Source organism: Enterobacter sp. BNK-8 (genome assembly GCF_048685095.1).
GTDB classification, from domain to species: domain Bacteria; phylum Pseudomonadota; class Gammaproteobacteria; order Enterobacterales; family Enterobacteriaceae; genus Enterobacter; species Enterobacter quasiroggenkampii.
In genome coordinates this window covers 2,681,506-2,704,547 of sequence record NZ_JBLQTN010000001.1, presented here as the reverse complement: position 1 = coordinate 2,704,547, position 23,042 = coordinate 2,681,506, and the positions used below count along the sequence as shown (strand labels likewise).

Below are 23,042 nucleotides of genomic sequence, written 5' to 3'. Positions count from 1 at the left end.
ACCTACAAAAACCTCGAATCGTAGGCCGGGTAAGGCGAAGCCGCCACCCGGCAAAAGCCGCACTATCCGTTCACACGAACCGGTGCCGTCGCCTCTACCAGCCACGGACGCGCATCACTGTTTACCAGCGGTGACAGCGCCTCGCGTACCTGCTGGTGATACGCATCCAGCCACTGCTTTTCCTGCTCGCTCAGCAAATGCAGCTCAACCTGGCTTAAGTCGATCGGGATCAGCGTCAGCGAGGCAAACCTGCAGAACCCCGGACGGCTCTCCACAATCTCCACCTGGTTTTCAATACGAATACCGTGGCTATCGCCCAGATAGTATCCCGGTTCAATCGTCATGATATTGCCCGCCACCAGCGGCCACGGGTTGACCTTTTTGGCAATGCGATGCGGGTTCTCATGGATAAGAAGCTGATGACCCACGCCATGCCCCGTGCCGTGATCGTAATCCAGTCCCATCTCCCACAGCGGACGACGCGCAAAGGCATCCAGCTGATGTCCCTGAGTCCCGGAAGGGAACTGCAGGGTAATCAGCGACAGGAAGCCTCTCAGCACGGCGGTGTAGTGCAGGCGCTGCTGCGGATCGACCTTACCCCATGCCAGCGTGCGCGTGGCGTCGGTGGTGCCATTCACGTACTGACCGCCGGAATCGTTAAGGTAAAAATGGTCATGACCGATGGGCTTGTTGCTGGCCTCGCTCGAATGATAGTGGCACATCGCCGCATTGCTCGAAGAGGCGGAGATGGTCGCAAAACTCTGCTCGATGAACCCGGGCTGCTGTTGACGGAACGCCAGCTGCTGCGCCTGAACTTCCAGCTCTGTTAGCGGATTCCCTGCCGCCTCGCGCAGCGGCACTTCACGGCTCAGCCAGGCCAGGAAGTTGACCCAGGCGGCGCCGTCCTGGTGATGACACGCGCGATAACCGGCCAGCTCAACCGGGTTTTTGGTGGCTTTCATCAGGGTGATGGGGTCGGTCCGCCAGACAATCTCTCCCCGGGGTTCGATGGCAAAGCGCAGGGCGACCGGCGCGGAATCGGCATCAACCATCACCCGTTTTCCTGCAGCAATCTGCTGGCAGCGTTCGACAAAGGCGTCCTGCGGTGCAATGGTAAACGCATTGCGCACGTCTTCCGGCAGGGCGCCGAGCTTGCTGTCGTTAACAAACCACTCAACGTGGCCGTCACGGCGCAGAAGAGCAAAAGAGAGCGGTACCGGGCTGTAAGGGATATCCGCGCCACGGACGTTTAACAGCCAGGCGATATTATCCGGCAGGGTAACGGCGAGATAATCGGCATTGCTTGCAGCCAGCACAGCGGCGACGCGCTGACGTTTATCAGCGCTGCTTTCACCGCTGTATTCAACCGGCATTTCCCGGATAAGCCCCGCCGGTGCGGCAGGGCGGTCAGTCCATAGTGTGTCAAACGGCGAGGCTTTCAGCGGGACCAGCTCGCAAGGCGTGGCAGACAGTTGCTCAAACTCTGAATGGGTCATCAGCATTTGGTCAAAACCGATGCGCGTGCCCGCCTCGACGTTTGCCGTCAGCCAGTCTGCCAGCGGCTCGTTGTGCAGATGGTGGATCTCAACCTCATCCATATTGACCTGAACGCGGGCCTGCACCTGATAGCGCCCGTCGACGAACAGCAGCGCTTTATCCTTCAGTACAAGCGCGACGCCAGCAGAGCCGTCAAAGCCTGTCAGCCAGGCCAGCTTTTCGTCACAGGGCGCGCAGTATTCGCTCTGCCACGCATCCGCACGCGGGACGATCATCCCGTCGAGATGGCTGGCCTCAAGCCAGTGGCGCAGGGCAGAGAGCGGAGATGTGCTGGACATGGTTATTCCTTATCGTTATTAGCGGAACGGCGGCTCGTTGAAGGTGCGCAGCTTGCGGGAATGGAGCCGGTCACCTTCTGCCCGCAGGAGGTCAATGGCGCGAATGCCAATTTGCAGATGTTCGGATATCGCCCCTTCATAGAAACGGTTGGCCTGGCCGGGCAGCTTAATTTCGCCGTGCAGCGGCTTATCGGAGACGCACAGCAGCGTGCCGTACGGGACGCGGAAGCGATACCCCTGCGCGGCGATGGTGGCGCTTTCCATATCAATGGCCACCGCGCGGCTCAGGTTGAACCGCAGCGCGGAGGCGGAGTAACGCAGCTCCCAGTTGCGGTCATCCGTCGTGACGACCGTACCGGTGCGCAGGCGCTGCTTAACTTCTTCACCCGGCATGCCGCTGACCTCTTTGGTGGCGTCATACAGCGCACGCTGCACTTCGGCGATGCTCGGGATTGGGATATCCGGCGGCAGCACCGCATCCAGCACGTGGTCATCACGCAGATAGGCGTGGGCGAGCACGTAGTCGCCAATCAGCTGGCTTTCACGCAGGCCGCCGCAGTGGCCGATCATCAGCCACACGTCCGGACGCAGCACCGCCAGATGGTCGCAGATGGTCTTGGCATTTGACGGGCCCACGCCGATGTTAATCAGCGTAATGCCCTGACCGTCGGCGGTGATCAGGTGCCAGGCGGGCATCTGATGTTTTTTCCACGCCAGGTCGGAAATGGCCTGCTCGGGCGCTTCGGTCTCCGCAGTGATCCAGATCCCTCCCGCACAGGAGAGGGCGATATACGGGCTTTCCGGGTCGAGGATCTGGCTGCAGCCCCAGCGGACAAACTCGTCAACGTAGCGGGTGTAGTTGGTAAAGAGGACGAACGGCTGGAAATGTTCGACGGGCGTGCCGGTGTAGTGGCGCAGTCGCGCCAGGGAGAAATCGACCCGGCGAGCATCAAAGTGCGACAGGGGAGAAAATTCTGCCGGGTGATAGATCCCATCGGCCGTCTCATCGCCAATCTGCGACAGTTCCGTCGTCGGGAAGTGGCGGGTTAGCCCCGCGCTCATCGAACGGTCGAGGGTTAACGCCGAACCGTCAATCACGTAGGGGTATGGAATTTCATGCTGCGAGGGCTCAACGTGAATGTGCGCGCCGTAATCCTGATACAGCAGCGTAAGTTGTTCTTCGAGGTACGGGCGGAACAGGGCCGGGCGGGTGACGGTGGTGCTGTAGCAGCCGGAGTGGGTAAAACGGGCGTAGGCACGGGTTTTCGGTGTTGTGCTGGCGCTGCCGTCCCAGGTCACAGAGAGCGATGGATAAACAAAAAGGCCCTCGGTTCTGGCCTTTTCGTTGGGAAGTTTCCCAGTTTCGATATATTCGCTGATGGCGCTGCGCAGCGCGTTGACGGACTGTTCATACAGCGCGTCGAGTTTTTCCAGCGCCTGAGCCGGGGTCAGGCTGGAGCCCTTATTATTCATCTCTGTCTCCTTGTTCCACAGGTGTGCGACTCTACCCGATAGTATGTCACACGCCTGTGAAACAAAAGTGAGATCAGCGGTGGCTCGTCTCTTTCATCAATAGCGCCGTTGCCGCCGACAGCAGGCAACCGGCCAGCAGATAAACCGCCACGCTGTGCCAGTTACCCCCGGAGAAGGTCACCAGAGCGGCGGCAATAAACGGCGTAAACCCGCCGCCGACCACGCTTGCGACCTGGTAGCCCACGCCCGCGCCGCTGTAGCGGTAGCTGGCGCCGAACAGTTCGGTAAACATCGGCTGCTGCACGCAGACCACCATATCGTGAGCGATGTTCGCGAGCATGATGGCAAAGAAGACAATCCAGAAGATCGACTGCGCCTCCAGCGCCATAAAGAATGGCCAGGCGCTGAGGCTCCCAATCAGCGCGCCGGTGATGTAGACGCGACGGCGGCCAAACCGGTCCGCCAGCCAGGCGAAGCAGGGTATTGTCAGACAACTGATCCCGCCGACCAGCAGGCCGATATTCAGGAACAATTCACTGGGCAGGCCGAGATTCTGCGTCGAGTAGTTCAGCGCAAAGGCGGTGACGATATACATCGTCAGCAGCTCGCACAGGCGCAGGGCGATAATTTTCAGAAAAGCGCCAGGGTGCCGAATCAGGGCTTCCATCACCGGCAGCCGCTTTTTGACGGTCGGTTTTTCCTGCTGCTGCTGTTCGAATTCAGCGGACTCCTCCATGCCGTTACGGATCCACAGTGCGGCAATCACCAGCACGATGCTGAAGATGAACGGAATGCGCCAGCCCCAGCTCAGGAACTGCTCGTCGGTGGTGAGCTGGCTGATTAACGACACCAGTCCTGTAGAAAGCAACAGCCCTACGCCGTACCCGACCTGCACGCCGCTGCTGTAAAACGCTTTCTTATTTTTTGGCGCGCTCTCAACGGATAACAGTGCCGCGCCGCCCCATTCGCCGCCCACGGCGAAGCCCTGAATGGCGCGTAATGTCACCAGCAATACCGGGGCCCACCAGCCAATGGCGGAAAACGACGGGAGAATGCCAATCAGCGCGGTGGCGATCCCCATCATCCAGACGGTGAGCATCAGCATGCGCTTGCGGCCCAGGCGGTCGCCGAAGTGGCCGAAGATCACCCCGCCCAGGGGGCGAAACAGAAAGCCGACGCCGAAGGTGGCAAACGCGGCGAGCGTACCCATCGCAGGGCTGATCTGGGGGAAGAATTCACGGTTAAACACCAGCGCGGCGGTAATGCCGTAAAGCAGAAAATCATACCAGTCGACGACGGCACCCGCGAAGCTGCCGAGTGCGGCGCGGCGGGCGCGATTGAGCGAAGGTGTCTCCTCGTTGGGACGATCGGAGATGAGGGTGGAGTCCATAGTTGTCCTGTCCGTACTGATTTTTTAATTATTGGTATAAGAAAAGGTCACTCACATTGCGCCCGTCATATAAACGGAACCTATGAGACTACCGCGACAAAACGCCTGAGAAAACGTTTTTATCTTTCCGGAAGGTGCTGAATAAATAAATTTCATCCACATCTGCGGCGAGATAATTGCCTCTTCTGGCTTCGTTAAGTGCTGAATGGTTTACAGTAATAGTGACCGCCGCGTGAGTTAAGCTGAGGGAATAACGATGCAACGCACCTTTTCGGCATTCTGGATGATTCTGTTTTTATTCGTCGCACCGCTTCAGGCGGAGCCCAACGTCTATGGCGAGCAACGCATCAGCGGCTGGTGGAATGCGTTGACGGAAGACATTTCGCAAACCTGGGCGCAGCCTCAGCGTTACGATCTGTACCTGCCGTTTCTGAGCTGGCACGCTCGCTTTATGTACGACAAAGAAAAAACCGACAAGTACAACGAAATGCCGTGGGGAGGTGGGCTGGGCGTTTCCCGCTATAACGAAGAGGGTAACTGGAGCGCGCTTTTCGCGATGATGTTCAAGGACTCGCACAACGAATGGCAGCCCGCGATGGGCTATGGCTGGGAGAAGGGCTGGTATCTGGATAATGCCAGAGATTTCCGCCTTGGGCTCGGTGCCGCCGCGGGCATCACGGCGCGCGATGATTTTGCGAACTATGTCCCGCTACCGTTCATCTTCCCGCTTTTTTCGGCCAGCTATCAGCGCGTTACCGTCCAGTTCACCTATATTCCCGGGACTTATAACAACGGCAACGTGCTCTTTGCCTGGCTGCGCTTAGGCTTTTAAAGGGTGATCACCTTTTTTGCCACGGCGTTAGACAATACCAGCATGGAGAAGAGAACAGAGGTGACGAACGTAAGTACAATCAACGCCAGCTTCATACCGAGCGACGTCACCGGTATCAGCGCCGTCAGCAGATGAAACACCGAGTAGTGCACAATATATACGCCAGTCATCGTTTTGCTGATGGCGGCCAGTATGGACTCCTTAAACTCAGCATTGCGGCGAAAGCGCACGCCGTTCGCCGCAATCACCAGGGCAATAATCAGGATGTAGATCTGCGAGCCGGTGAGGATAAAGGCGTTTCTGTCGGCCTTAAACAGGGCAAAAAAGAAGTGGCGCTCGTAAAACCAGGTGAAGAGATAGATAAACGGAATGGCGATAACCGCCGCCCGGACTACATTTTTGCGGCTTATCCACTCGGCGATTTTAGGATCGCAGAAGAGTTGCCCCGTCAGATAAAACAGCAGCCACGTCCAAAGCCGATACTGCGGTGAAAGAGAAAGGGCGTGCGTTTCAGGATAAAGCGCCGATAACAGATCGTATCCGTAGGAAAAGAACAGCAGGACAGCAATCGCGCCGCAGAACAGCGATCTCCGCTGGCTAAGCCACTCTACCGCCGGGTGGAAGGTGTAAATCACGACAAAGGCGAACACGAACCAGGGCTGGATTAAATACCCGCGCTGATAAGGCTCCCACAGGTAGTAGATCGTTATCCAGAACAGAAAAACAATCACAAGACTTTTAATTTTACCCAGCTGCCAGCGCGTGCCGTGCCGGGATTGTCCGTCGAGATAGCCCGACACCACAAAAAACAGCGGTGTAGCGATCGTCGAGATAAAGGTTAAAAATCCCAGGATCCAGTGATAGTCATAATCATAATGATCCCAGGTATTGTAGATGGTGAAGAAGGTCACCGCCGTCATACAGCCCAGCGTCTTGATAATGTTCAGCCCTGTCGCATTCATTGTTGTTTGGCTTCGTCCTTACGATGGAAACACGCATAGATCACGGGGAGTACCAGTAGCGTCAGGATTGTAGCAAACCCCAGTCCAAACATAATCACAACGGCCATGCTCTGGAAGAAAACATCCAGCAGTAGCGGAGCCAGGCCAAGTACGGTCGTGAACGCGGTGAGCAGGATAGGGCGCAGGCGCGAGGTGGCGGCATAAACGATCGCACTGTGCTGATCCTTTTGCGTTTTCTGCTGTTCGATTTCTTCCACCAGCACGATGCCGTTGCGGATGAGCATTCCGCTCAGGCTCAGCAGACCAATCAGCGCCATAAAGCCAAAGGGAATGCCGGTAATTAAAAATCCTGGTGTGACGCCAATCAACGCCAGCGGTACGGTCAGCCAGATTGCGACGGCATTTTTTACCGAGCTGAACATCAGCACCGTAATGACAAACATCACCAGATACCCGAGAGGCAGCGTTGTGAACAGCCCTTGCTGCGCTTCACTGGAGTTTTCCGCATCGCCCCCCCACTCGATGCTGTAACCGTGTGGCAGGGGAAGGGCATCTACCTGCGGCTTCACGCGGGCGAGAATATCGCCGGAGGTTTGCTGGGTCAGCGGGTCCGGGTCCGTCTGAACCGTCAGTACCCGCGAGCGGTCGCGTCGAAGAATGAGCGGATCTTCCCACTCCAGAGAGAAGCGACTGACGACGTTACTCAGCGGGATATACTGCTGCCGCGCCTGGCTCCACACCAGCACGTTGTTCAGGTGGCTGGCATCCAGCCTTTCGCTTTCCGGGGGCCTCACCACCACGGGCAGCAGGTCGCTGCCTTCCCGATACAACCCCGCCCGGCTGCCGGAGAAATTCATCTCCAGCGCGTTGTCGACGTCCTGTTTATCCACGCCAAGCTCGCGTCCCAGCGCGGCAACGTACTGCGGGCGGATCACTTTGCTGCGGTTTTGCCAGTCGTTTCGGACGCTCCCCGTAGCCGGATCGCGCGCCAGAATATCGTCCACCTGGCTGGCAATCAGACGCAGCCTGTCAGGATCCGGGCCTTTAATGCGCACTTCAATGGCGCTGTCGCCGGAAGGGCCAAACATCACCCGTTTCGTGCTGGCGTTCACCTGCGGGTAGTTTCGCGCGATGTACTCGTCAACGTGGCGGGTCAAGGGGGAAATGTTACGCTGGTCATCCATGCGCACCATGATCTGCGCATAGTTGCTGTACTGCCGCTGTCCGCTGTAGGTCAGAATAAACCGCATGCTCCCCTGACCGATGGTGGAGATGGTGGTTTCCACGCCGGGCTGGTCCTTGATGGTTTTCTCAATATCACCGGTCATTTTCTCGGTCCATTTGATATCGGTCCCGTAGGGTAACCACAGGTCGACAAAGAAAATCGGCGTATTGGACGACGGGAAAAAGTTTTGCCGCACCGCGCCAAACCCCCAGACAGACGCGGCCAGCAGGGCGGCCATCACTACCAGCGTCGGTGCCTTATGGTGCAGCAGCGTGTTAAGCAGGCGCTGATAGAGGCGGTAGAGACGTTTGTCGTAAGGATCTGACTCGTCAGTGGTGCCCGGCGCGCTGTCGTTTTTAAACAACCACCACTTAATCATCACCGGGGTGAGGGTGAGCGCCGAGAACCAGCTCAGCATCAGGGAAATCAGCAGCACCTGGAAGAGGGATTTACAGTATTCCCCGGTGGAATCCTGCGACAGCCCGATAGGCGCAAACGCAAGGATAGCGATCACCGTCGCCCCCAGCAGCGGCAGGGCGGAGCGACGGATGATAGTGTTAACGGCGGTTAATAGCGGTGAGCCCTGCTGTCGGGCAATCAACACCCCTTCGACAATGACGATGGCGTTATCCACCAGCATGCTGAGGGCGATAATCAGCGCCCCAAGCGAGATGCGCTGTAGCTCAATGCCCCAGAGATACATAATCAGCAGCGTGCCCAGCACGTTAAGCGCGAGGGAAAACGCGATGATGATCCCGCTGCGTACGCCCATAAAGATCAGCAGCACGCCGATGACAATCGCCAGCGCCATCAGGAAGTTAATAATAAAACCGTTAACAGAATGGCCCACTTCGGCTGCCTGATCGTAAAACAGATCTATCTGTATGCCTGCCGGTTTTTCCGCCGACATCTGGTTGAGCTTCGCCTCAAGCGCGTGGCCCACGTCGATCACGTTCACGCCGGGAATAAACGAGACGCCCATGGTGACGGCTTTTTTGCCGTTGGCATGGTAGATACTGGCTGGCGATTCGTTCAGCCCGCGCGACAGCGTGGCGATATCCCGCAGACGCGTCGCCGCCCCCGTGCCGGAAGGCGTGATGATGAGATCCGCCAGTTCATCCAGATTCTCGAACTCACCGGTCGGGTGCAGACGAATGGATTCGCTGCCGGAGGTGATTTCTCCGGCGCTGGAAACGACGTTAAGCCTGCTGAGCAGGGCGGAAAGCTGGTTCAGGGTAATGCCGCGCGCGGCCATTTTGGTCAGGGAAATATCGATATTGACCTGTTGGCTAATCGCTCCGCCGATGGCAACCTTCGCGACCCCGGGGACCAGAATCAACTCGCGGCGCAGCTGCTCCGCGTATCTCACCAGTTCAGGATTACTGAATTCATCCCCGTAAATGGCGAAGAAGAAGCCGAACACGTCGCCGAAATCGTCATTCACAAAGGGCGTGACGACGCCGGACGGGAACTGACGCGAGGCGTCGCCCACGCGGCGGCGCAGTTCATCCCAAATCTGCGGCAGTTCGTTTGAGTGATAGCGTGACGCGATGTTAACGGTGATTTGCGACAAACCGTTTGAAGAGATGGAGCTCACGTTGTCCAGATAAGGCAGCTGCTGAAGGGCATTTTCCAGCGGCAGCGTCACCTCTTCTTCGACCTGCTGAGCGGATGCGCCGGGGTAGTGGGTGACCACCACTGCGGTTTTGATGGTAAAGGCGGGATCTTCCAGCCTGCCGATATTCAACAGCGCGAAAATACCCCCGATGCCCAGCAGCAGAATCGTTAGCCAGACGCGAACAGGGTTATTAATAAATTGACGAGAGATATCCATTACAGTCCCCGTTCACGCGTCCAGATACGCACCGGCTGGTTAGCATGCAGCTCCCCAACGCCTGCGGCTACGACGCGCTCACCCGCCTTAAGCCCGCTGGTGATCACCACGCCTTCGGTAATCACTTGCCCCACGCTGACCTTGCGGTCTTCAAGATGGAGCGTGTCGCCTTCTCCTGCCACAACCCAGACGTGCGGCTCATTGCGCGGGCTGTTGTCCGGGTTAAAGACTGCCTCAACCGGTACGACCAGCGCCTGAGTGCCCGTGCCAGCCGGGAGGTTGGTTAAATTAATGGTCACCGTACCGCTTACGCCACCGACGGCGGGAAAATCATCTGGCCGCGGCATGGTGAGTATTACCTGCCAGGTCAGGGTATTACTGTCGCTGCTGCCCGAGTGTTCTTTATAAACGGCGGTAAATTCCCGATCCGGAATGGCGTTAATTCTCACTACCGGGCGATACTGCGCGTTGCGAATATCAAAGGTCTTAAACAGGTTTTCAGGGATGCTGAACACCACGTCAAGCAGATCGGTGCGGGTTAACGTCGCGATGGGCTGACCGGCAGACACTACCTGATGGTTTCGGACATGTACGCTGGCCGCCGTCCCGCTGAAGGGGGCGACAAGCGTCATTTGATTCAACTCTTCTCGGGCGATCTGTAGCGCTGCATTCGCCGAATCGCGGTTCGCACGCTGCACGTCCATTTCGGCTTTCGAAATCGCCTGGCGGCCCGCCAGCGTCTGGAAGCGATCGAATTGCCTCTGGGCCAGCGTCGCCGCCGTTTGTCTGTCATTAACCCGCTGCTGGGCTTCACGGGCATTCAATCTTGCAAGCTGTTGACCCTGCTTGATGACTGCGCCCTGACGCACATCGAGCGCTTCAATTTGACCTGCGCGCTTGAAGGAAAGGTCTGTGGCATCGCCCGATTCAATGCGGGCGGGAAAAACGCGCTGCTGGGCGTTACCGGGAACCGTCACCTCCGCTACTTTTACCATCCTGGGCAGGGGGGAGACGTCTTTGGGTTTCGGGTCGCACGCTGTGAGCGTTAACAAAACGAACGGTAAAAGAGAGAGGTAGCGGTTCACTGTATTCCCCTAATAAATAACTGTTTTATTTATTCCATAACCTGGACAGGGGTGACACTATTCTGCCAGAACAGTGACGACCATATAGGTAAATAAACCAATCGCCGTGCTGGCGATAATGGCAAGCGCAATAAACATACCCAGTCGGATCAGGCTTATACCATACATACATTCCTCCATGAGCCGGACGCGGTGGCTAACTATGAGCATAGTCGGCGAAAAGATAAATGTTAAATAACCATTAGCAGTGGGGAAGCGCTAAACCTGATATTCCTGTGCTACGTTTAATATTATTCATCTCTTTTTACCGTAACTGGCATTAAGGGCAACCCCCTGCATTTAATGCGTTTTTATGCTTCATTCACTCTCATGTTGGTTATAAAAAGGATGCTCGATATGTATAAAAACATTCTCGTTCCGGTGGACGTCTACGAGACAAGCCTGGCGGATAAAGCGTTGCAACATGCACAGTTTCTGGCGCAAAGCGCATCGGGTGACATTCATTTGCTGCACGTCATGCCCAAATTTTCAGCCGAACTGACGCGCGGTTTTATTTCAGATGCGCGCAAGATGGATGAATATATGATTAATAATTCGAAAGAAAAACTGTCTGACCTGGTCAAAAAATTGAATCTGCCAGAAGAGCGGGTTCATCTCCATGTTCGTAGCGGAAATGTTCGTGATGAGGTTATTAAGCTGGCGGATGAACTTGCTGCTGGCGCGATTATTGTTGGCTCTCGAAATCCAAATATTCAAACCCATTTGTTAGGATCGGAGGCGGCAAGTATTGTCCGTTACGCCCATGTTCCTGTTTTCGTTATTCGTTAATTACATGAAAGCAAGGTGATTTCTGAATAGAACCTGAGGAAGGAACGATGAAAACAGGAAAATCTGAACGTCCATATTATCAACAAACCGTTGACGAAACCCTGTCGAATATCCACTCCACTCTGGAAGGACTTAGCGGCACTGAGGCATCAGCCCGACTTCAGCAGCATGGTGAGAATGCTTTGCCGCAAAAAAAGGGCAAACCCGCCTGGCTGCGCTTCCTGGCGCATTTTAACGATGTATTGATTTACGTTCTGCTGGTGGCCGCGTTGCTTAAGCTCTTTATGGGCCACTGGGTAGATATGTTCGTGATCCTGGGGGTTGCCATCATTAACGCGCTGATTGGCCATATCCAGGAGAGCAATGCTGAAAAATCGTTGCAGAGTATTCGCAATATGCTCTCCAGCGAAGCCGTGGTGGTACGACAGGGGAATCATGAAACGATCCCCACCACGTCGCTGGTCCCGGGTGATATCGTGGTGATCCGCGCCGGGGATCGTATTCCTGCGGACCTGCGTGTGATTGAAGCGCATAACCTTCGCGTGGAGGAGGCCATCCTGACCGGCGAATCCACCGTTGTTGAAAAAAACAGCGATGCGTTAAGCGGGGAACTGCCTTTAGGTGACCGGTATAACCTGCTTTACTCAGGCACCACCGTTAGCTCCGGCGGCGGTAAAGGCGTGGTGGTGGCAACCGGGAGCGAGACCGAGCTTGGCCACATCAATCAGATGATGTCCGACATTGAAAAGCACCGCACGCCGCTGATGGTGCAGATGGATAAGCTCGGTAAAACCATCTTCATTACTATCCTGGTCATGATGGTGGCGCTGTTTGTTTTCAGCCTCTTGTTCCGGGATATGCCGGTTTCTGAACTGGTGCTGTCGCTTATCAGCCTCGCCGTTGCCGCCGTGCCGGAAGGCCTGCCGGCCATCATTTCCATCATCCTTTCGCTTGGCGTACAGGCCATGGCGCGTCGCAAGGCCATCATTCGTAAGTTGCCCACGGTGGAAACCCTGGGCGCAATGACGGTCATCTGCTCGGATAAAACCGGCACCCTGACGATGAATGAAATGACGGTCAAAGCGGTGATTACCGCTGACACGACCTATCGCGTGGAGGGCGACAGCTACGAACCGGTGGGGAATATTCACCCCGTAGATGACCCGACGCCCGTCAGCGTGACGCAGGGTTCCCTGCTGGAACGCTACCTGCGCACCATTGACCTCTGTAATGACAGCCAGCTGATCAAAGACGAGCAGGGGCTGTGGAAAATCACCGGGGGGCCGACCGAGGGCGCCCTGAAGGTGCTGGCGGCAAAAATCCCGCTCCCAGCGCTTGATACGGAAATGCGCAGTAAAATCCCGTTTGATTCGCAGTATAAATACATGTCCACGCTCTACCGGCTGGGTGAAGAAGAGGCGATTTTAATCACCGGCGCGCCGGACGTCCTGTTCCGCCTCTGCCAGCACCAGCAGACGAATGACGGACTGCAGCCGTTCGATCAACCTTACTGGGAAGGCAAGATCGAAGAGTATGCCCGGGAAGGGTTGCGTATGGTGGCTGCGGCCTGGAAACCTGCCCGCGAGGGACAGTGCGAGCTGGATCACCCGGACCTGCGTGATGGCGTGATCCTGCTGGGTATTGCGGGAATGATGGATCCGCCGCGTCCGGAGGCCATTACTGCAATCGCCGACTGTCTGCAGGCAGGGATTCGCGTGAAAATGATCACCGGCGACCACCCGCAAACGGCCATGAGCATTGGGCAAATGCTGGGGATTGGTAACGCTGCAAGCGCTATCACCGGACGCGAGCTGGAGGCGATGGACGACCGTCAGCTGAGCGACGCCGCGCAGCAGTACGATATTTTCGCCCGAACCAGCCCGGAGGATAAATTCCGCCTCGTGCAGGCCCTGCAAAGTAAACAGGAAGTGGTGGGCATGACCGGGGATGGCGTAAATGATGCCCCGGCGCTCAAGCGGGCGGATGTGGGTATCGCCATGGGGATTAAGGGGACAGAGGTCACCAAGGAAGCCGCCGACATGGTGTTAACGGATGACAACTTTGCCACCATTGCCAATGCGGTGCACGAGGGGCGTCGGGTTTACGATAACCTGAAAAAAACCATTCTGTTCGTTATCCCGAGCAACATCGCGCAGGCCCTGCTGATCATCATTGCGCTGCTGGCGGGGAACCTGATCCCGCTGACGCCGGTCCTGATCCTGTGGATGAACATGGCGACGTCGGCAACGCTGTCGTTTGGCCTGGCGTTTGAAGCGGGTGAGAAGGACATCATGAACCGGCCACCGCGTAAGGCGAATCTGCATGTGATGGACGGCTATGCCATCTGGCGCGTGGTGTTTGTCGGTCTGATGATTGCCATCAGCGCTTTCGTGTTGGAAGCCTGGCTACAGCCGCGCGGTTACTCGGCGGAATTTATCCGCACCGTGCTGCTGCAAACCCTGGTGACCGCGCAGTGGTTTTACATGCTTAACTGCCGCGTTAATGACGGCTTCTCGCTGAGCAAAGGCCTGCTGGCGAATAAAGGGATTTGGATCGTGAGCGGTGTACTGCTGGCGCTACAACTTCTTATCATTTACGCACCGTTCATGCAGATGCTGTTTGGCACCGAAGCACTGCCGTTCCGCTACTGGGTCATCACCTTCCTGATTGGTTTTGTGATGTTCCTTATTGTCGAGGCGGAAAAAATGCTGACGCGCAGATGGCGCAAAACCGAGGCGTAATAGCGTAAACTGAGAAAGCCTGCCTGAGTCGAGGCTTTCTCTTTTTTGAGCACAGGAAATTATGATGCGATTTACCTGGTTCGTCCTTACGCTGTGTGCCGCTGTACCCGGCGCGTTTGCCGTAACCTATCCCTTACCGCCGGAAGGCAGTCGTCTGGTGGGAACCCCGATTATCATCACCGTTCCCGAGCGCAATACGTTACCGCTTGAGGCCTTTGCCGCGCAGTACGGGCAGGGGCTAAGCAATATGCTGGAAGCGAATCCGGGGGTGGATCCTTTCTTGCCCAAATCCGGCACCCGGCTGGTGATTCCCCAGCAGCTGATTTTGCCCGACACCGTCCGCGAGGGGATTGTCGTTAACGTGGCGGAAATGCGTCTTTACTATTATCCACCTGGCAGCAATACCGTTGAAGTGCTGCCCATCGGCATCGGTCAGGCCGGGCGCGAAACCCCGCGTAACTGGGTAACGGCGGTTGAACGTAAGCAGGTGGGGCCAACCTGGTCTCCGACGCCGAATACGCGCCGTGCCTATGCGGCAGAGGGAAAAACGCTGCCTGCCTTCGTGCCCGCCGGACCGGATAACCCGATGGGGCTGTATGCGATCTATATTGGCAGGCTGTATGCCATACACGGCACAAACTCGAATTTCGGCATCGGACTGCGGGTGAGCCAGGGCTGTATTCGTCTGCGCAATAACGACATCAAATACCTTTTCGATAATGTCCCCGTTGGAACCCGCGTACAGCTTATCGATCGGCCCGTTAAAGTCACCACGGAACCGGACGGCAGCCGCTGGGTGGAGGTTCACGAGCCATTATCACGTAATCGCGCGGAGTTTGAATCGACCCGAAAAGTGCCTCTGCCAATGTCAGCCGCGCAGCGGACGCAGTTGATAAACGAGGGGGCGGGAGCCGAACTGGACCGGCGGTCAGGGATGCCGGTGAAGCTTGCTTATTGAGGCTGTGTTGCCCGGTGGCGCTGCGCTTACCGGGCCTACAGTCCAGTAGGTCGGGTAAGGCGAAGCCGCCACCCGACAATTTTACCCGACGCAGAAAAGCAAAAAGCCTGCTTTAAAAGCAGGCTTTTCAAATTTGGCTCCTCTGACTGGACTCGAACCAGTGACATACGGATTAACAGTCCGCCGTTCTACCGACTGAACTACAGAGGAATCGTGTGAACGGGGCGCATATTATCGACCTGCGTTCACCTTGTCAAAGGGTGGATCGCCGCCTTTTGATCGTTTGCTGACAAAATCGGCAAAGTGATGTTTTTGACAGCGGAATGCACCGCTTTGGTGCGGGTATACCTCTAATGGGGCAGATCATAAACTGCTGTTTCGGTAATAAAACCCCCCTCCATGATTAGGTTTCCTTATTTTCAGGCGCTTAGCGCCCAATTAAGACCGCCTGGTAAAAGTGGCATTCATATTGCAAAACCTGTTCAACAACGACAGCCGGTTCCGGCACAGCATTTCGAACAGGGGGCAAAATGAACTTAAGACGACTGAAATACTTCGTAAAAATCGTCGATATCGGCAGCCTGACTCAAGCGGCAGAAGTGCTGCATATCGCGCAGCCTGCGCTGAGCCAGCAGGTGGCTACTCTGGAAGGCGAGATGGATCAGCAGCTGTTGATCCGCACCAAACGCGGCGTCACGCCCACGGAAGCCGGTAAGATCCTGTATACCCATGCGCGCACCATTCTTCGCCAGTGTGAACAGGCGCAACTGGCGGTAAATAACGTGGGGCAGACCCTGAGCGGGCACGTGTCCATCGGGCTGGCGCCGGGAACGGCGGCATCGTCCATAACCATGCCGCTGCTGCAGGCCGTCCGCGCTGAGCTGCCTGAAGTGCTGGTCTATCTGCACGAAAACAGCGGTTCTGTCCTGAATGATAAACTGCTCAGTGGCCAGCTGGACATGGCGGTCCTTTACGATCGCTCCCCGGTTGCCGGGATCACCAGCCAGCCGCTGCTGAAAGAAGATCTCTACCTCGTGGGCACCCGCGACTGCCCGGGCCAGAGCGTCGACCTTACCGCCGTGGCAGAAATGAACCTCTATCTGCCGCGCGACTACAGCGCTGTACGCGTGCGCGTGGACGAAGCGTTCTCCCTGCGCCGCCTGACGGCCAAAATCATCGGCGAAATCGACTCGATCTCCACGCTGACCGCAGCCATTGCCAGCGGCATGGGGGTGACCGTTCTGCCGGAGTCCGCAGCACGCTCGCTGTGCAGTGCGGCAAACGGCTGGATGGCGCGGATCACCACACCTTCCATGAGCCTGCCGCTGTCGCTGAACATGTCCGCACGCGGTTCGCTGTCGCCACAGGCGCAGGCGGTAAAAGAGATTTTGATGTCGCTGGTCAGCAAGCCTTCGCTTGAGAACCGTGAACTCCAGCTCGTGAGCTGATATTCCATAAAAGCATAAGATGCTGGTTTTTATTATTTGTTCTGCAGCACGGCTGACTCTAACAATAGAGCTATGTCAGATGCGCCGGAGTGAATCGTGAATTTCCAGCAACTTAAAATTATCCGTGAGGCGGCCAGGCGGGACTACAACCTGACCGAGGTCGCCAATATGCTTTATACCTCTCAGTCCGGCGTCAGCCGCCATATCCGCGAGCTGGAAGAGGAACTGGGCATAGAGATCTTTATCCGTCGCGGCAAGCGGCTGCTCGGCATGACGGAGCCGGGTAAGGCTTTGCTCACCATCGCTGAGCGGATCCTCAACGAGGCCAGCAACGTGCGTCGCCTGGCGGATCTCTTCACCAATGACGCCTCGGGCGTGCTCACCATTGCCACTACCCACACCCAGGCGCGCTACAGCCTGCCGCCGGTGATTAAAGCGTTCCGCGAACTTTTCCCTGACGTCCGTCTGGAGCTTATCCAGGGCACGCCGCAGGAAATTGAAGTGCTGTTGCAAAACGGTGGGGCGGATATCGGCATTGCCAGCGAACGCCTGAGCAACGACCCACTGCTGGTGGCTTTCCCCTGGTTCCGCTGGTACCACAGCTTATTACTTCCGGTCGATCATCCGCTGAATCAGGTTTCTCCCCTGACGCTGGAAGACATTGCGAAATGGCCACTCATTACCTACCGCCAGGGGATCACCGGACGCTCGCGTATTGATGAAGCCTTCAACCGTAAAGGGTTAACGCCGGACATCGTGCTGAGCGCGCAGGATTCTGACGTGATCAAAACCTACGTCGAACTGGGGCTGGGCATTGGCCTGGTGGCGGAACAGTCCAGTGGAGAACGCGAAGACGGGAACCTGGTGCGTCTTGACACACGTCATCTGTTTGACGCCAACACCGTATGGCTTGGCCTGAAGCGTGGACAGCTGCAGCGCAACTATGTGTGGCGCTTTATCGAGCTCTGCAACGCCGGGCTGTCGGTGGATGAGATTAAACGTCAGGTCATGGAGCCGGAAGAAGTGGCGATTGATTATCAGATTTAGGTGCGGGTTTGCCCGGTAGCGCTGCGCTGACCGGGCTCATTGACTGAATAAACGTCCCGATAACCGTACTGGTGACGGCAACCCGATCGGGAGCGTAGATGGTCGGACGCGTCTTTAGCAGCGCATTCCATTCCCTGCAGGCCGCCAGCAGCTGGACTGTAATGCGATCGACCCAGGCACCGTGCTGCTTTTCTTCCGGGCGCAGGTTGTGCTCATACACATTTTGTACCCCTTTCACTGCGCCGTATCCCTGGCCTTACTGGCTGGTGACATCGCAGTTAACGGAGGCGAAGCCGGAGGTGGCTCTCTTTGTCGAGTGGCTGGATGAGGAAGTGGCGGCCTGGCGTCAGCACTCGGAGTTCTGAACTCTTTTTTACGGTACTGCTCGCAATGCGGTGAATGCCTGACGGGTGATTCATCGAAATACTCCTGCACGTCTTCAGCTTTCGCGTAAAAACACATGAATCATGCACATTCTCTCAGGATAATTGCTGCTATAGCTTTACTGCTATATAGCTTTTGATCTATATTCACGGAGGAAGTGTGTGGACAATTAACACGACGGACAGGTTTGATTGCTGGTTTCGTTCACTTGACGATACTGACCGGGCCTGCGTGCTGGCAGCACTGCTTGTTTTGCGAGAAAAGGGGCCGGCTTTGTCGAGACCCTATGCCGATACGCTTAAAGGCTCTCGTCACAGTAACATGAAAGAGCTGCGCATTCAGAGTAAGGGCGATCCGTTGCGGGCATTTTTCGCGTTTGACCCAAATCGAACCGGCATTGTGCTTTGTGCTGGCAACAAGGCAGGCAACGAAAGACGATTTTACGATGAGATGCTTCTGGTGGCTGACCGGGAATTCACTCACTGGTTGAATACATTAAAAGAGAGGACGTTGCGCGATGGGCAGAAACCTTGAGCAGCTTATAGCGGATGAAAAACCGGATGTTGTTGCCAGCGCTCAGGCAATGGCGGCCGACATTTTGCTTAACATTCACCTGGCAGAGCTACGTGAAAAGGTGCAAAAAACGCAGGTTGAAATGGCGCAGGCGCTGGGCATCAAGCAGCCCACCGTCGCGATTATGGAGAAGCCAGGGCGCGATCTGAAACTCTCTTCACTTAAGCGCTACGTTGAGGCAGCGGGTGGAAAGCTTAAGCTTGACGTTGAGCTGCCGGATGGCTCGCACTATGAGTTTGTGCTGTAGGGCAAAAGCAGCTTTTTCAAATTTAGCTCCTCTGACCGGGAGCGCCTTTGCCAGTAACGGGCGAATAAATAAGCTAAATCTCATTTCCCTTTCTATTGGTGTTGGGGACATGCTGCTGCATTAATTCAACGATCCAATCAATAAAAACGCGCAGTCTGGCGTTGACATGGCGGTTAGGCGGAAATGCCAGGTACAGGGGCATTGGCTTAATACGCCAAGGTTCGAACAGCCGAATCAAGGAACCACAAGCCTGATGCGCTTCTGCTATATAGACCGGTAGCGCAATTACGCCTAATCCCGCTAACCCAGCTTCGAGGTAAGCATTGCCATCATCCACGGCAAGCACGTAGCTACCCTTGATTTCAATATGTTCACTCTCGCTGTGCAGTACCAGAGGATCAATCTTGCCGGTGCGTGAGGATAAGAATCCCACTATGCGATGGTCGGTGTTTTCCAGCTCACGCGGATGCGCAGGGGCGCCAAGGCGTTCCACATAGCTCGGTGCGACGTAAACACCGATTTGCAAATCACCGACATGACGTGCGATCAGGGACTGGTCGTTGATTTCGCCACCGCGCAGGACGCAATCCACGTTGTCGCCGATCAGATCCACCACCCGGTCACTCACGCCCATGTCGAACTGGATATCCGGGTAGCGTGCATGGAAAGCCGGTAGCGCCGGCACCAGCACCAGGCGGGCGAGAGGAGTGGGCACATCAACCCGCAGATGTCCCCTGGGGAGCATCGTCGCACTGGACAGGCTGTTTTCAGCATCTTCCATGTCCGCCAGCAGGCGGATGACGCGCTCGTAGTAGATCGCGCCATCGGGAGTGACGCCGAGCCTGCGGGTGGTGCGATGGAGCAGCTTGACGCGCAGGCGCGCTTCCAGCTGCTGAATGAGCTGCGTCACTGTAGTTTTGCTCATATGAAGCGTTTGGGCAGCCTTTGTGAAACTTCCTGCCTCCACCACGCGAGCAAAGGCGCGCATCGCATCGAAACGATCCATCACTTGTCCTCTCTTTTCACCGATTGTTTGGATATTACAAACAATGATGGACAAAGTCGCTTGTTTATCCGCCAGAACCTGCACCTGTAAAGTGTCTGTATGTTCACCGGGCAGATTTCGCCCCATTACAAAGGTACAAACATGACAGCACGCGAAGCAGTTTTCCCCTCCGGTCGGCAGGCGCTCTATGAGCGTAATCGCTATTCACCCGCCATCAAATCCAACGGTTTCTTGTTCGTTTCGGGGCAGGTGGGTAGTCGCGAGGATGGTTCGCCTGAGCCCGATCTGAAAACGCAGGTCAGGCTGGCCTTCGATAATCTTAATGCTGTCCTCGCGGCTGCGGGCTGCACGTTCAGTGACGTGGTTGACGTGACCCTCTTTGTCGTCGACCCCGAGTCAAACCTCGACGCTATCTGGAGTATCCTGCCAGAATATTGGGGGGAAGCGCCTTACCCTACGTTGACAGGGATCGGCGTGACGTGGCTGTACGGATTCCAGTTTGAGATAAAGGTGATTGCCCGGCTGCCCTGAGCGTTACGGGTTCTTCCGCCAGTCGAAAGATAAGACAGAGGTAAATTGATGAAAGCAGCGGTTTATTGCCCGGTGGCGCTGCGCTTACCGGGCCTACGGTCCCGTAGGTCGGGTAAGGCGAAGCCGCCACCCGACAATTTTACCCGACGCAGAAAAGCAAAAAGCCTGCTTCAAAAGCAGGCTTTTCAAATTTGGCTCCTCTGACTGGACTCGAACCAGTGACATACGGATTAACAGTCCGCCGTTCTACCGACTGAACTACAGAGGAATCGTGTGAACGAGGCGCATAGTAGCGACCTCACTACGCCTTGTCAAAGGGTGAAAACGCACTTTTCGTTCGTTTGCCGACAATTTCAGCAAATCGCTGATTTTATAGTAAATTTGCTTCGAAATTACACAGCAAATTGCGCCGCCCGCAGGCGGCGCGCAGGATTAGAACAGAACGGAGTAGTTCAGACCAAACGTCCGCCCGCGGCCTTTGTAGGTATACAGACCCGGTGCACCGTAGGTTGGGCTATACAGCCCCGGCGCGCGCTGGCCCCAGGCGGTGGTGTAGTCTTTGTCCAGCAGGTTTTCCACGCTGAAGCTGACTTTACCCACCGGCAGGGCGTAGCTGCCCAGGAAGTCGACCGTGTTGTAGCCATCGATCTTCTTGCCGTCGGCGTCAGAGACGTCAAAGGTCTGCGTGCTCTGTACGCGCAGGGTCCAGTCGCCCGGCGCCCAGTTGACCCACGCGCTGGCTTTTGACGGGCTGGCGCTGTCGACCGTCAGCTTCTCCCATTTCCCGTTTTCGCGGGTTTCAGACTTAATGGCGTTAAAGTTCGCGCCCGTGCTCCAGTCGCTGTCGGTGAAGAAATAGTCCACCTGACCTTCCACCCCGTAGATACGACGCTTGTCGTCTTCCAGGTTGATGGTCATATCCGTCTTGTTGATGGTGATGGTTTTATCCGAGAGCGAGTAGTACGCCGCAACCTGCGTGCGCAGGTTATCCCCGGTGTAGCGCCAGCCCAGCTCATAAGCGTTGACCTTGATACCGTCCAGCTTCGAGTCGTTCACGTTGACGCTGTTCAGCAGGCGATAGTGACCGTTGCTGAGCTGATAGGTCCCGGAGCCGTAGTACTTCGCCAGGTCCGGAATTTCGAAGCCCTGGGAGAAGTTAAACCACACCTGCTGCTGTTCGGTCAGGCGACCAAGGATCCCGGCGTTAAACAGGAAGTTGTTGTAATCGGTTTTCCCACCCGGCACCGCGTCGGCGGAGGTGGCTTTCCCGGTAGCGATGGCCTGCTGCTGGGTGTAACCGACAAAATCGTCTACCTTGTTCTCGGTGTACTGGTAGCGCACGCCGCCGCTCAGGGTGATGGCGTCAATATCGTAGCTGGCCTGCAGGAACGGGGCGAGGTTGGTAATGCTGTAGCCCGGGTAGCGGCCCACGTTGTAGGCGTTATCCAGCTCCATGCCGCCGCTCGCTGCAGCTTTGCTCAGGTTAAAGAACTGCTGGTTGGCGTCGAAGGTTTCGTGGTCGGCATCCATACCCCAGGTCAGCGTTAAATCGTCCACCGGCTTGCTGTTCAGCGTCAGCTTGCCGCCGTAGAAATCAGTTTTCTGCTGCGACGCGCCGATGCTGCTGACCACGCCTTTGGTCAGGGTCGGGAACGGATAGTAGGTCAGGCTCTCGTCGCGATAGTAAATCTGCGCGACCAGATCCTGGCCCCAGAAATCGGTATTGGAGTACTGCAGGTTGATCAGATGGCGCTCGGTACCCGGCACGCGGTCAGAATCGAGGTTACCTTTGTTGTACGCGGTCGCATCCCCCGTAACCGCCGAGAAGTTCTTCCCGAGATACAGACCATGCTTTCCGTCGGACTCGCTCTTGTAGTACTGAGTGGTCAGTTGCAGCTGCTGGTGATCGTCAATATTGAGGGTGCCTGTGCCCATCACATCGATACGGTCGGAATACTGTAAGCCGGTCTGGGTGTTATCAATGATCACCTCGTCGCCGTTGCCGTCATACCAGCCGCCGTAGCGCTGATACGACACCGACAGACGACCGGAAGCGTTATCGTTGCCGCCGCTGACCGCTGCCGATACGTTCTCATCATGGTCGTTGTGGCTGTTGAACCCGCTTTTAGCACCCGTCTGGAACTCGACTTCGGTCTCAGGCTGGCCCTTTTTGGTGACGATATTCACCAGACCACCGGTGCTGCCGCCGCCGTAGAGTGACGTGGCGCCGGAGATAACCTCGATACGGTCAATGTTGAACGGATCGATAGAGTCCAGCTGGCGGCTGTCGCTGCGGGACGAGTTCAGGCGCACGCCGTCCACCATCACCATCATGGAGCGGCCGCGCAGGTTCATGCCGTAATTGGTACGCCCCTGGCTGCTGACGTCCATACCCGGGATCAGCTGTGCCAGCACTTCTTTAATCTCTTTCCCGCCCTGAACCTGCTGCTCAATTTCAGCCCGCTCAATAACCCAGGTGGTCTGCGCCATCTCCGCCACGCTGCGGTGCGCACGGCTGGCGGAGACCACGATATTTTCTTCCTTTTGTTCTTCCGCCCACGCAGAGGTAGAAAGCATTGCAAGCAAACAAGGATTTAAAACCCAAAGATGAGAACGTTTCATTGTTATGTTGACCCTGATTGT

At 56.4% G+C, this 23,042-nt stretch carries 17 protein-coding genes, 2 tRNA genes and 2 pseudogenes; 10 read left to right on the top strand and 11 right to left on the bottom strand.

Annotated features, from left to right (window positions below; genetic code table 11):
- Nucleotides 1-62: 62 nt before the first annotated feature.
- The 3 genes from ACMGGU_RS13190 to shiA form a co-directional block, all read right to left on the bottom strand.
- Entirely contained in the window at nucleotides 63-1,835 is a 1,773-nt protein-coding gene (locus ACMGGU_RS13190; protein ID WP_420300643.1) for an aminopeptidase P family protein, read from the bottom strand.
- Nucleotides 1,836-1,853: 18 nt separating this feature from the next.
- Nucleotides 1,854-3,308, bottom strand: coding sequence for an AMP nucleosidase (locus tag ACMGGU_RS13185; protein WP_420300642.1), 1,455 nt, complete (start codon nucleotides 3,306-3,308; stop codon nucleotides 1,854-1,856).
- Nucleotides 3,309-3,381: 73 nt separating this feature from the next.
- Complete coding sequence (gene shiA, locus ACMGGU_RS13180) at nucleotides 3,382-4,698, bottom strand: shikimate transporter (RefSeq protein ID WP_420300641.1); 1,317 nt, start codon at nucleotides 4,696-4,698, stop codon at nucleotides 3,382-3,384.
- A gap of 256 nt (nucleotides 4,699-4,954) precedes the next feature.
- Here shiA and pagP point away from each other — a divergent pair, with 256 nt between their 5' ends.
- Complete coding sequence (pagP, locus tag ACMGGU_RS13175; RefSeq protein WP_045908122.1) at nucleotides 4,955-5,530, top strand: lipid IV(A) palmitoyltransferase PagP; 576 nt, start codon at nucleotides 4,955-4,957, stop codon at nucleotides 5,528-5,530.
- Here the strand turns inward: pagP and ACMGGU_RS13170 are convergent.
- Genes ACMGGU_RS13170 through ACMGGU_RS13160 form a run of 3 tightly spaced genes read right to left on the bottom strand, consistent with a single transcriptional unit; the run spans nucleotide 5,527 to nucleotide 10,636 of the window.
- Nucleotides 5,527-6,492: an acyltransferase gene (locus ACMGGU_RS13170; RefSeq protein ID WP_420300640.1), complete on the bottom strand. Its 966-nt coding sequence runs from the start codon at nucleotides 6,490-6,492 to the stop codon at nucleotides 5,527-5,529. The two genes, pagP and ACMGGU_RS13170, sit on opposite strands and share 4 nt — an antisense overlap.
- Nucleotides 6,489-9,551, bottom strand: coding sequence for an efflux RND transporter permease subunit (locus tag ACMGGU_RS13165; RefSeq protein WP_420300639.1), 3,063 nt, complete (start codon nucleotides 9,549-9,551; stop codon nucleotides 6,489-6,491). The genes ACMGGU_RS13170 and ACMGGU_RS13165 overlap by 4 nt, the downstream gene beginning before the upstream one ends.
- Nucleotides 9,551-10,636: an efflux RND transporter periplasmic adaptor subunit gene (locus ACMGGU_RS13160; protein ID WP_048223940.1), complete on the bottom strand. Its 1,086-nt coding sequence runs from the start codon at nucleotides 10,634-10,636 to the stop codon at nucleotides 9,551-9,553. The genes ACMGGU_RS13165 and ACMGGU_RS13160 overlap by 1 nt, the downstream gene beginning before the upstream one ends.
- A gap of 396 nt (nucleotides 10,637-11,032) precedes the next feature.
- On the opposite strand from ACMGGU_RS13160, the gene ACMGGU_RS13155 reads away from it, so the two are divergent.
- From ACMGGU_RS13155 to ldtA, 3 genes are all read left to right on the top strand, one after another.
- A complete protein-coding gene (locus ACMGGU_RS13155; RefSeq protein ID WP_028019628.1) occupies nucleotides 11,033-11,464 on the top strand; it encodes a universal stress protein in 432 nt (143 codons plus the stop codon).
- A gap of 47 nt (nucleotides 11,465-11,511) precedes the next feature.
- Nucleotides 11,512-14,205 (top strand): cation-transporting P-type ATPase, encoded by a 2,694-nt coding sequence (locus ACMGGU_RS13150; RefSeq protein WP_420300638.1) that lies wholly within the window; start codon nucleotides 11,512-11,514, stop codon nucleotides 14,203-14,205.
- Between the two features lie 61 nt (nucleotides 14,206-14,266).
- Nucleotides 14,267-15,163, top strand: a complete 897-nt coding sequence (gene ldtA / locus ACMGGU_RS13145) for a L,D-transpeptidase (protein ID WP_045908127.1) — start codon at nucleotides 14,267-14,269, stop codon at nucleotides 15,161-15,163.
- 134 nt (nucleotides 15,164-15,297) lie between these two features.
- On the opposite strand, the gene ACMGGU_RS13140 is transcribed toward ldtA, so the two are convergent.
- Nucleotides 15,298-15,373 (bottom strand) — tRNA-Asn (locus tag ACMGGU_RS13140).
- A gap of 320 nt (nucleotides 15,374-15,693) precedes the next feature.
- Here ACMGGU_RS13140 and nac point away from each other — a divergent pair.
- Nucleotides 15,694-16,611 (top strand): nitrogen assimilation transcriptional regulator NAC, encoded by a 918-nt coding sequence (gene nac / locus ACMGGU_RS13135; RefSeq protein WP_045908128.1) that lies wholly within the window; start codon nucleotides 15,694-15,696, stop codon nucleotides 16,609-16,611.
- A gap of 96 nt (nucleotides 16,612-16,707) precedes the next feature.
- Nucleotides 16,708-17,658: an HTH-type transcriptional regulator Cbl gene (gene cbl / locus ACMGGU_RS13130; RefSeq protein ID WP_028013741.1), complete on the top strand. Its 951-nt coding sequence runs from the start codon at nucleotides 16,708-16,710 to the stop codon at nucleotides 17,656-17,658.
- Nucleotides 17,659-17,677: 19 nt separating this feature from the next.
- Here the strand turns inward: cbl and ACMGGU_RS13125 are convergent.
- Nucleotides 17,678-17,893, bottom strand: a pseudogene (locus ACMGGU_RS13125) (glutathione S-transferase); the annotation flags it as partial.
- Between ACMGGU_RS13125 and ACMGGU_RS13120 the strand changes: the two are divergent.
- The 3 genes and pseudogenes from ACMGGU_RS13120 to ACMGGU_RS13110 form a co-directional block, all read left to right on the top strand.
- A pseudogene (locus tag ACMGGU_RS13120) lies at nucleotides 17,886-18,023 on the top strand (transcriptional regulator); the annotation flags it as partial. The pseudogenes ACMGGU_RS13125 and ACMGGU_RS13120 sit on opposite strands and share 8 nt — an antisense overlap.
- A 178-nt stretch (nucleotides 18,024-18,201) precedes the next feature.
- Nucleotides 18,202-18,576, top strand: a complete 375-nt coding sequence (locus ACMGGU_RS13115; RefSeq protein WP_069718932.1) for a type II toxin-antitoxin system RelE/ParE family toxin — start codon at nucleotides 18,202-18,204, stop codon at nucleotides 18,574-18,576.
- A complete protein-coding gene (locus ACMGGU_RS13110) occupies nucleotides 18,560-18,862 on the top strand; it encodes an XRE family transcriptional regulator (RefSeq protein ID WP_069718933.1) in 303 nt (100 codons plus the stop codon). Before ACMGGU_RS13115 ends, ACMGGU_RS13110 begins: the two co-directional genes overlap by 17 nt.
- 73 nt (nucleotides 18,863-18,935) lie before the next feature.
- Here ACMGGU_RS13110 and ACMGGU_RS13105 read toward each other — a convergent pair whose 3' ends face one another.
- Nucleotides 18,936-19,868: a LysR substrate-binding domain-containing protein gene (locus ACMGGU_RS13105; RefSeq protein WP_420300637.1), complete on the bottom strand. Its 933-nt coding sequence runs from the start codon at nucleotides 19,866-19,868 to the stop codon at nucleotides 18,936-18,938.
- Nucleotides 19,869-20,009: 141 nt separating this feature from the next.
- On the opposite strand from ACMGGU_RS13105, the gene ACMGGU_RS13100 reads away from it, so the two are divergent.
- Nucleotides 20,010-20,399 (top strand): RidA family protein, encoded by a 390-nt coding sequence (locus ACMGGU_RS13100; RefSeq protein ID WP_045908132.1) that lies wholly within the window; start codon nucleotides 20,010-20,012, stop codon nucleotides 20,397-20,399.
- 192 nt (nucleotides 20,400-20,591) lie between these two features.
- Here ACMGGU_RS13100 and ACMGGU_RS13095 read toward each other — a convergent pair.
- Nucleotides 20,592-20,667: transfer RNA gene (locus ACMGGU_RS13095), tRNA-Asn, on the bottom strand.
- Between the two features lie 164 nt (nucleotides 20,668-20,831).
- Nucleotides 20,832-23,021, bottom strand: coding sequence for a TonB-dependent siderophore receptor (locus ACMGGU_RS13090; RefSeq protein WP_111968096.1), 2,190 nt, complete (start codon nucleotides 23,019-23,021; stop codon nucleotides 20,832-20,834).
- Between the last annotated feature and the right edge of the window lie 21 nt (nucleotides 23,022-23,042).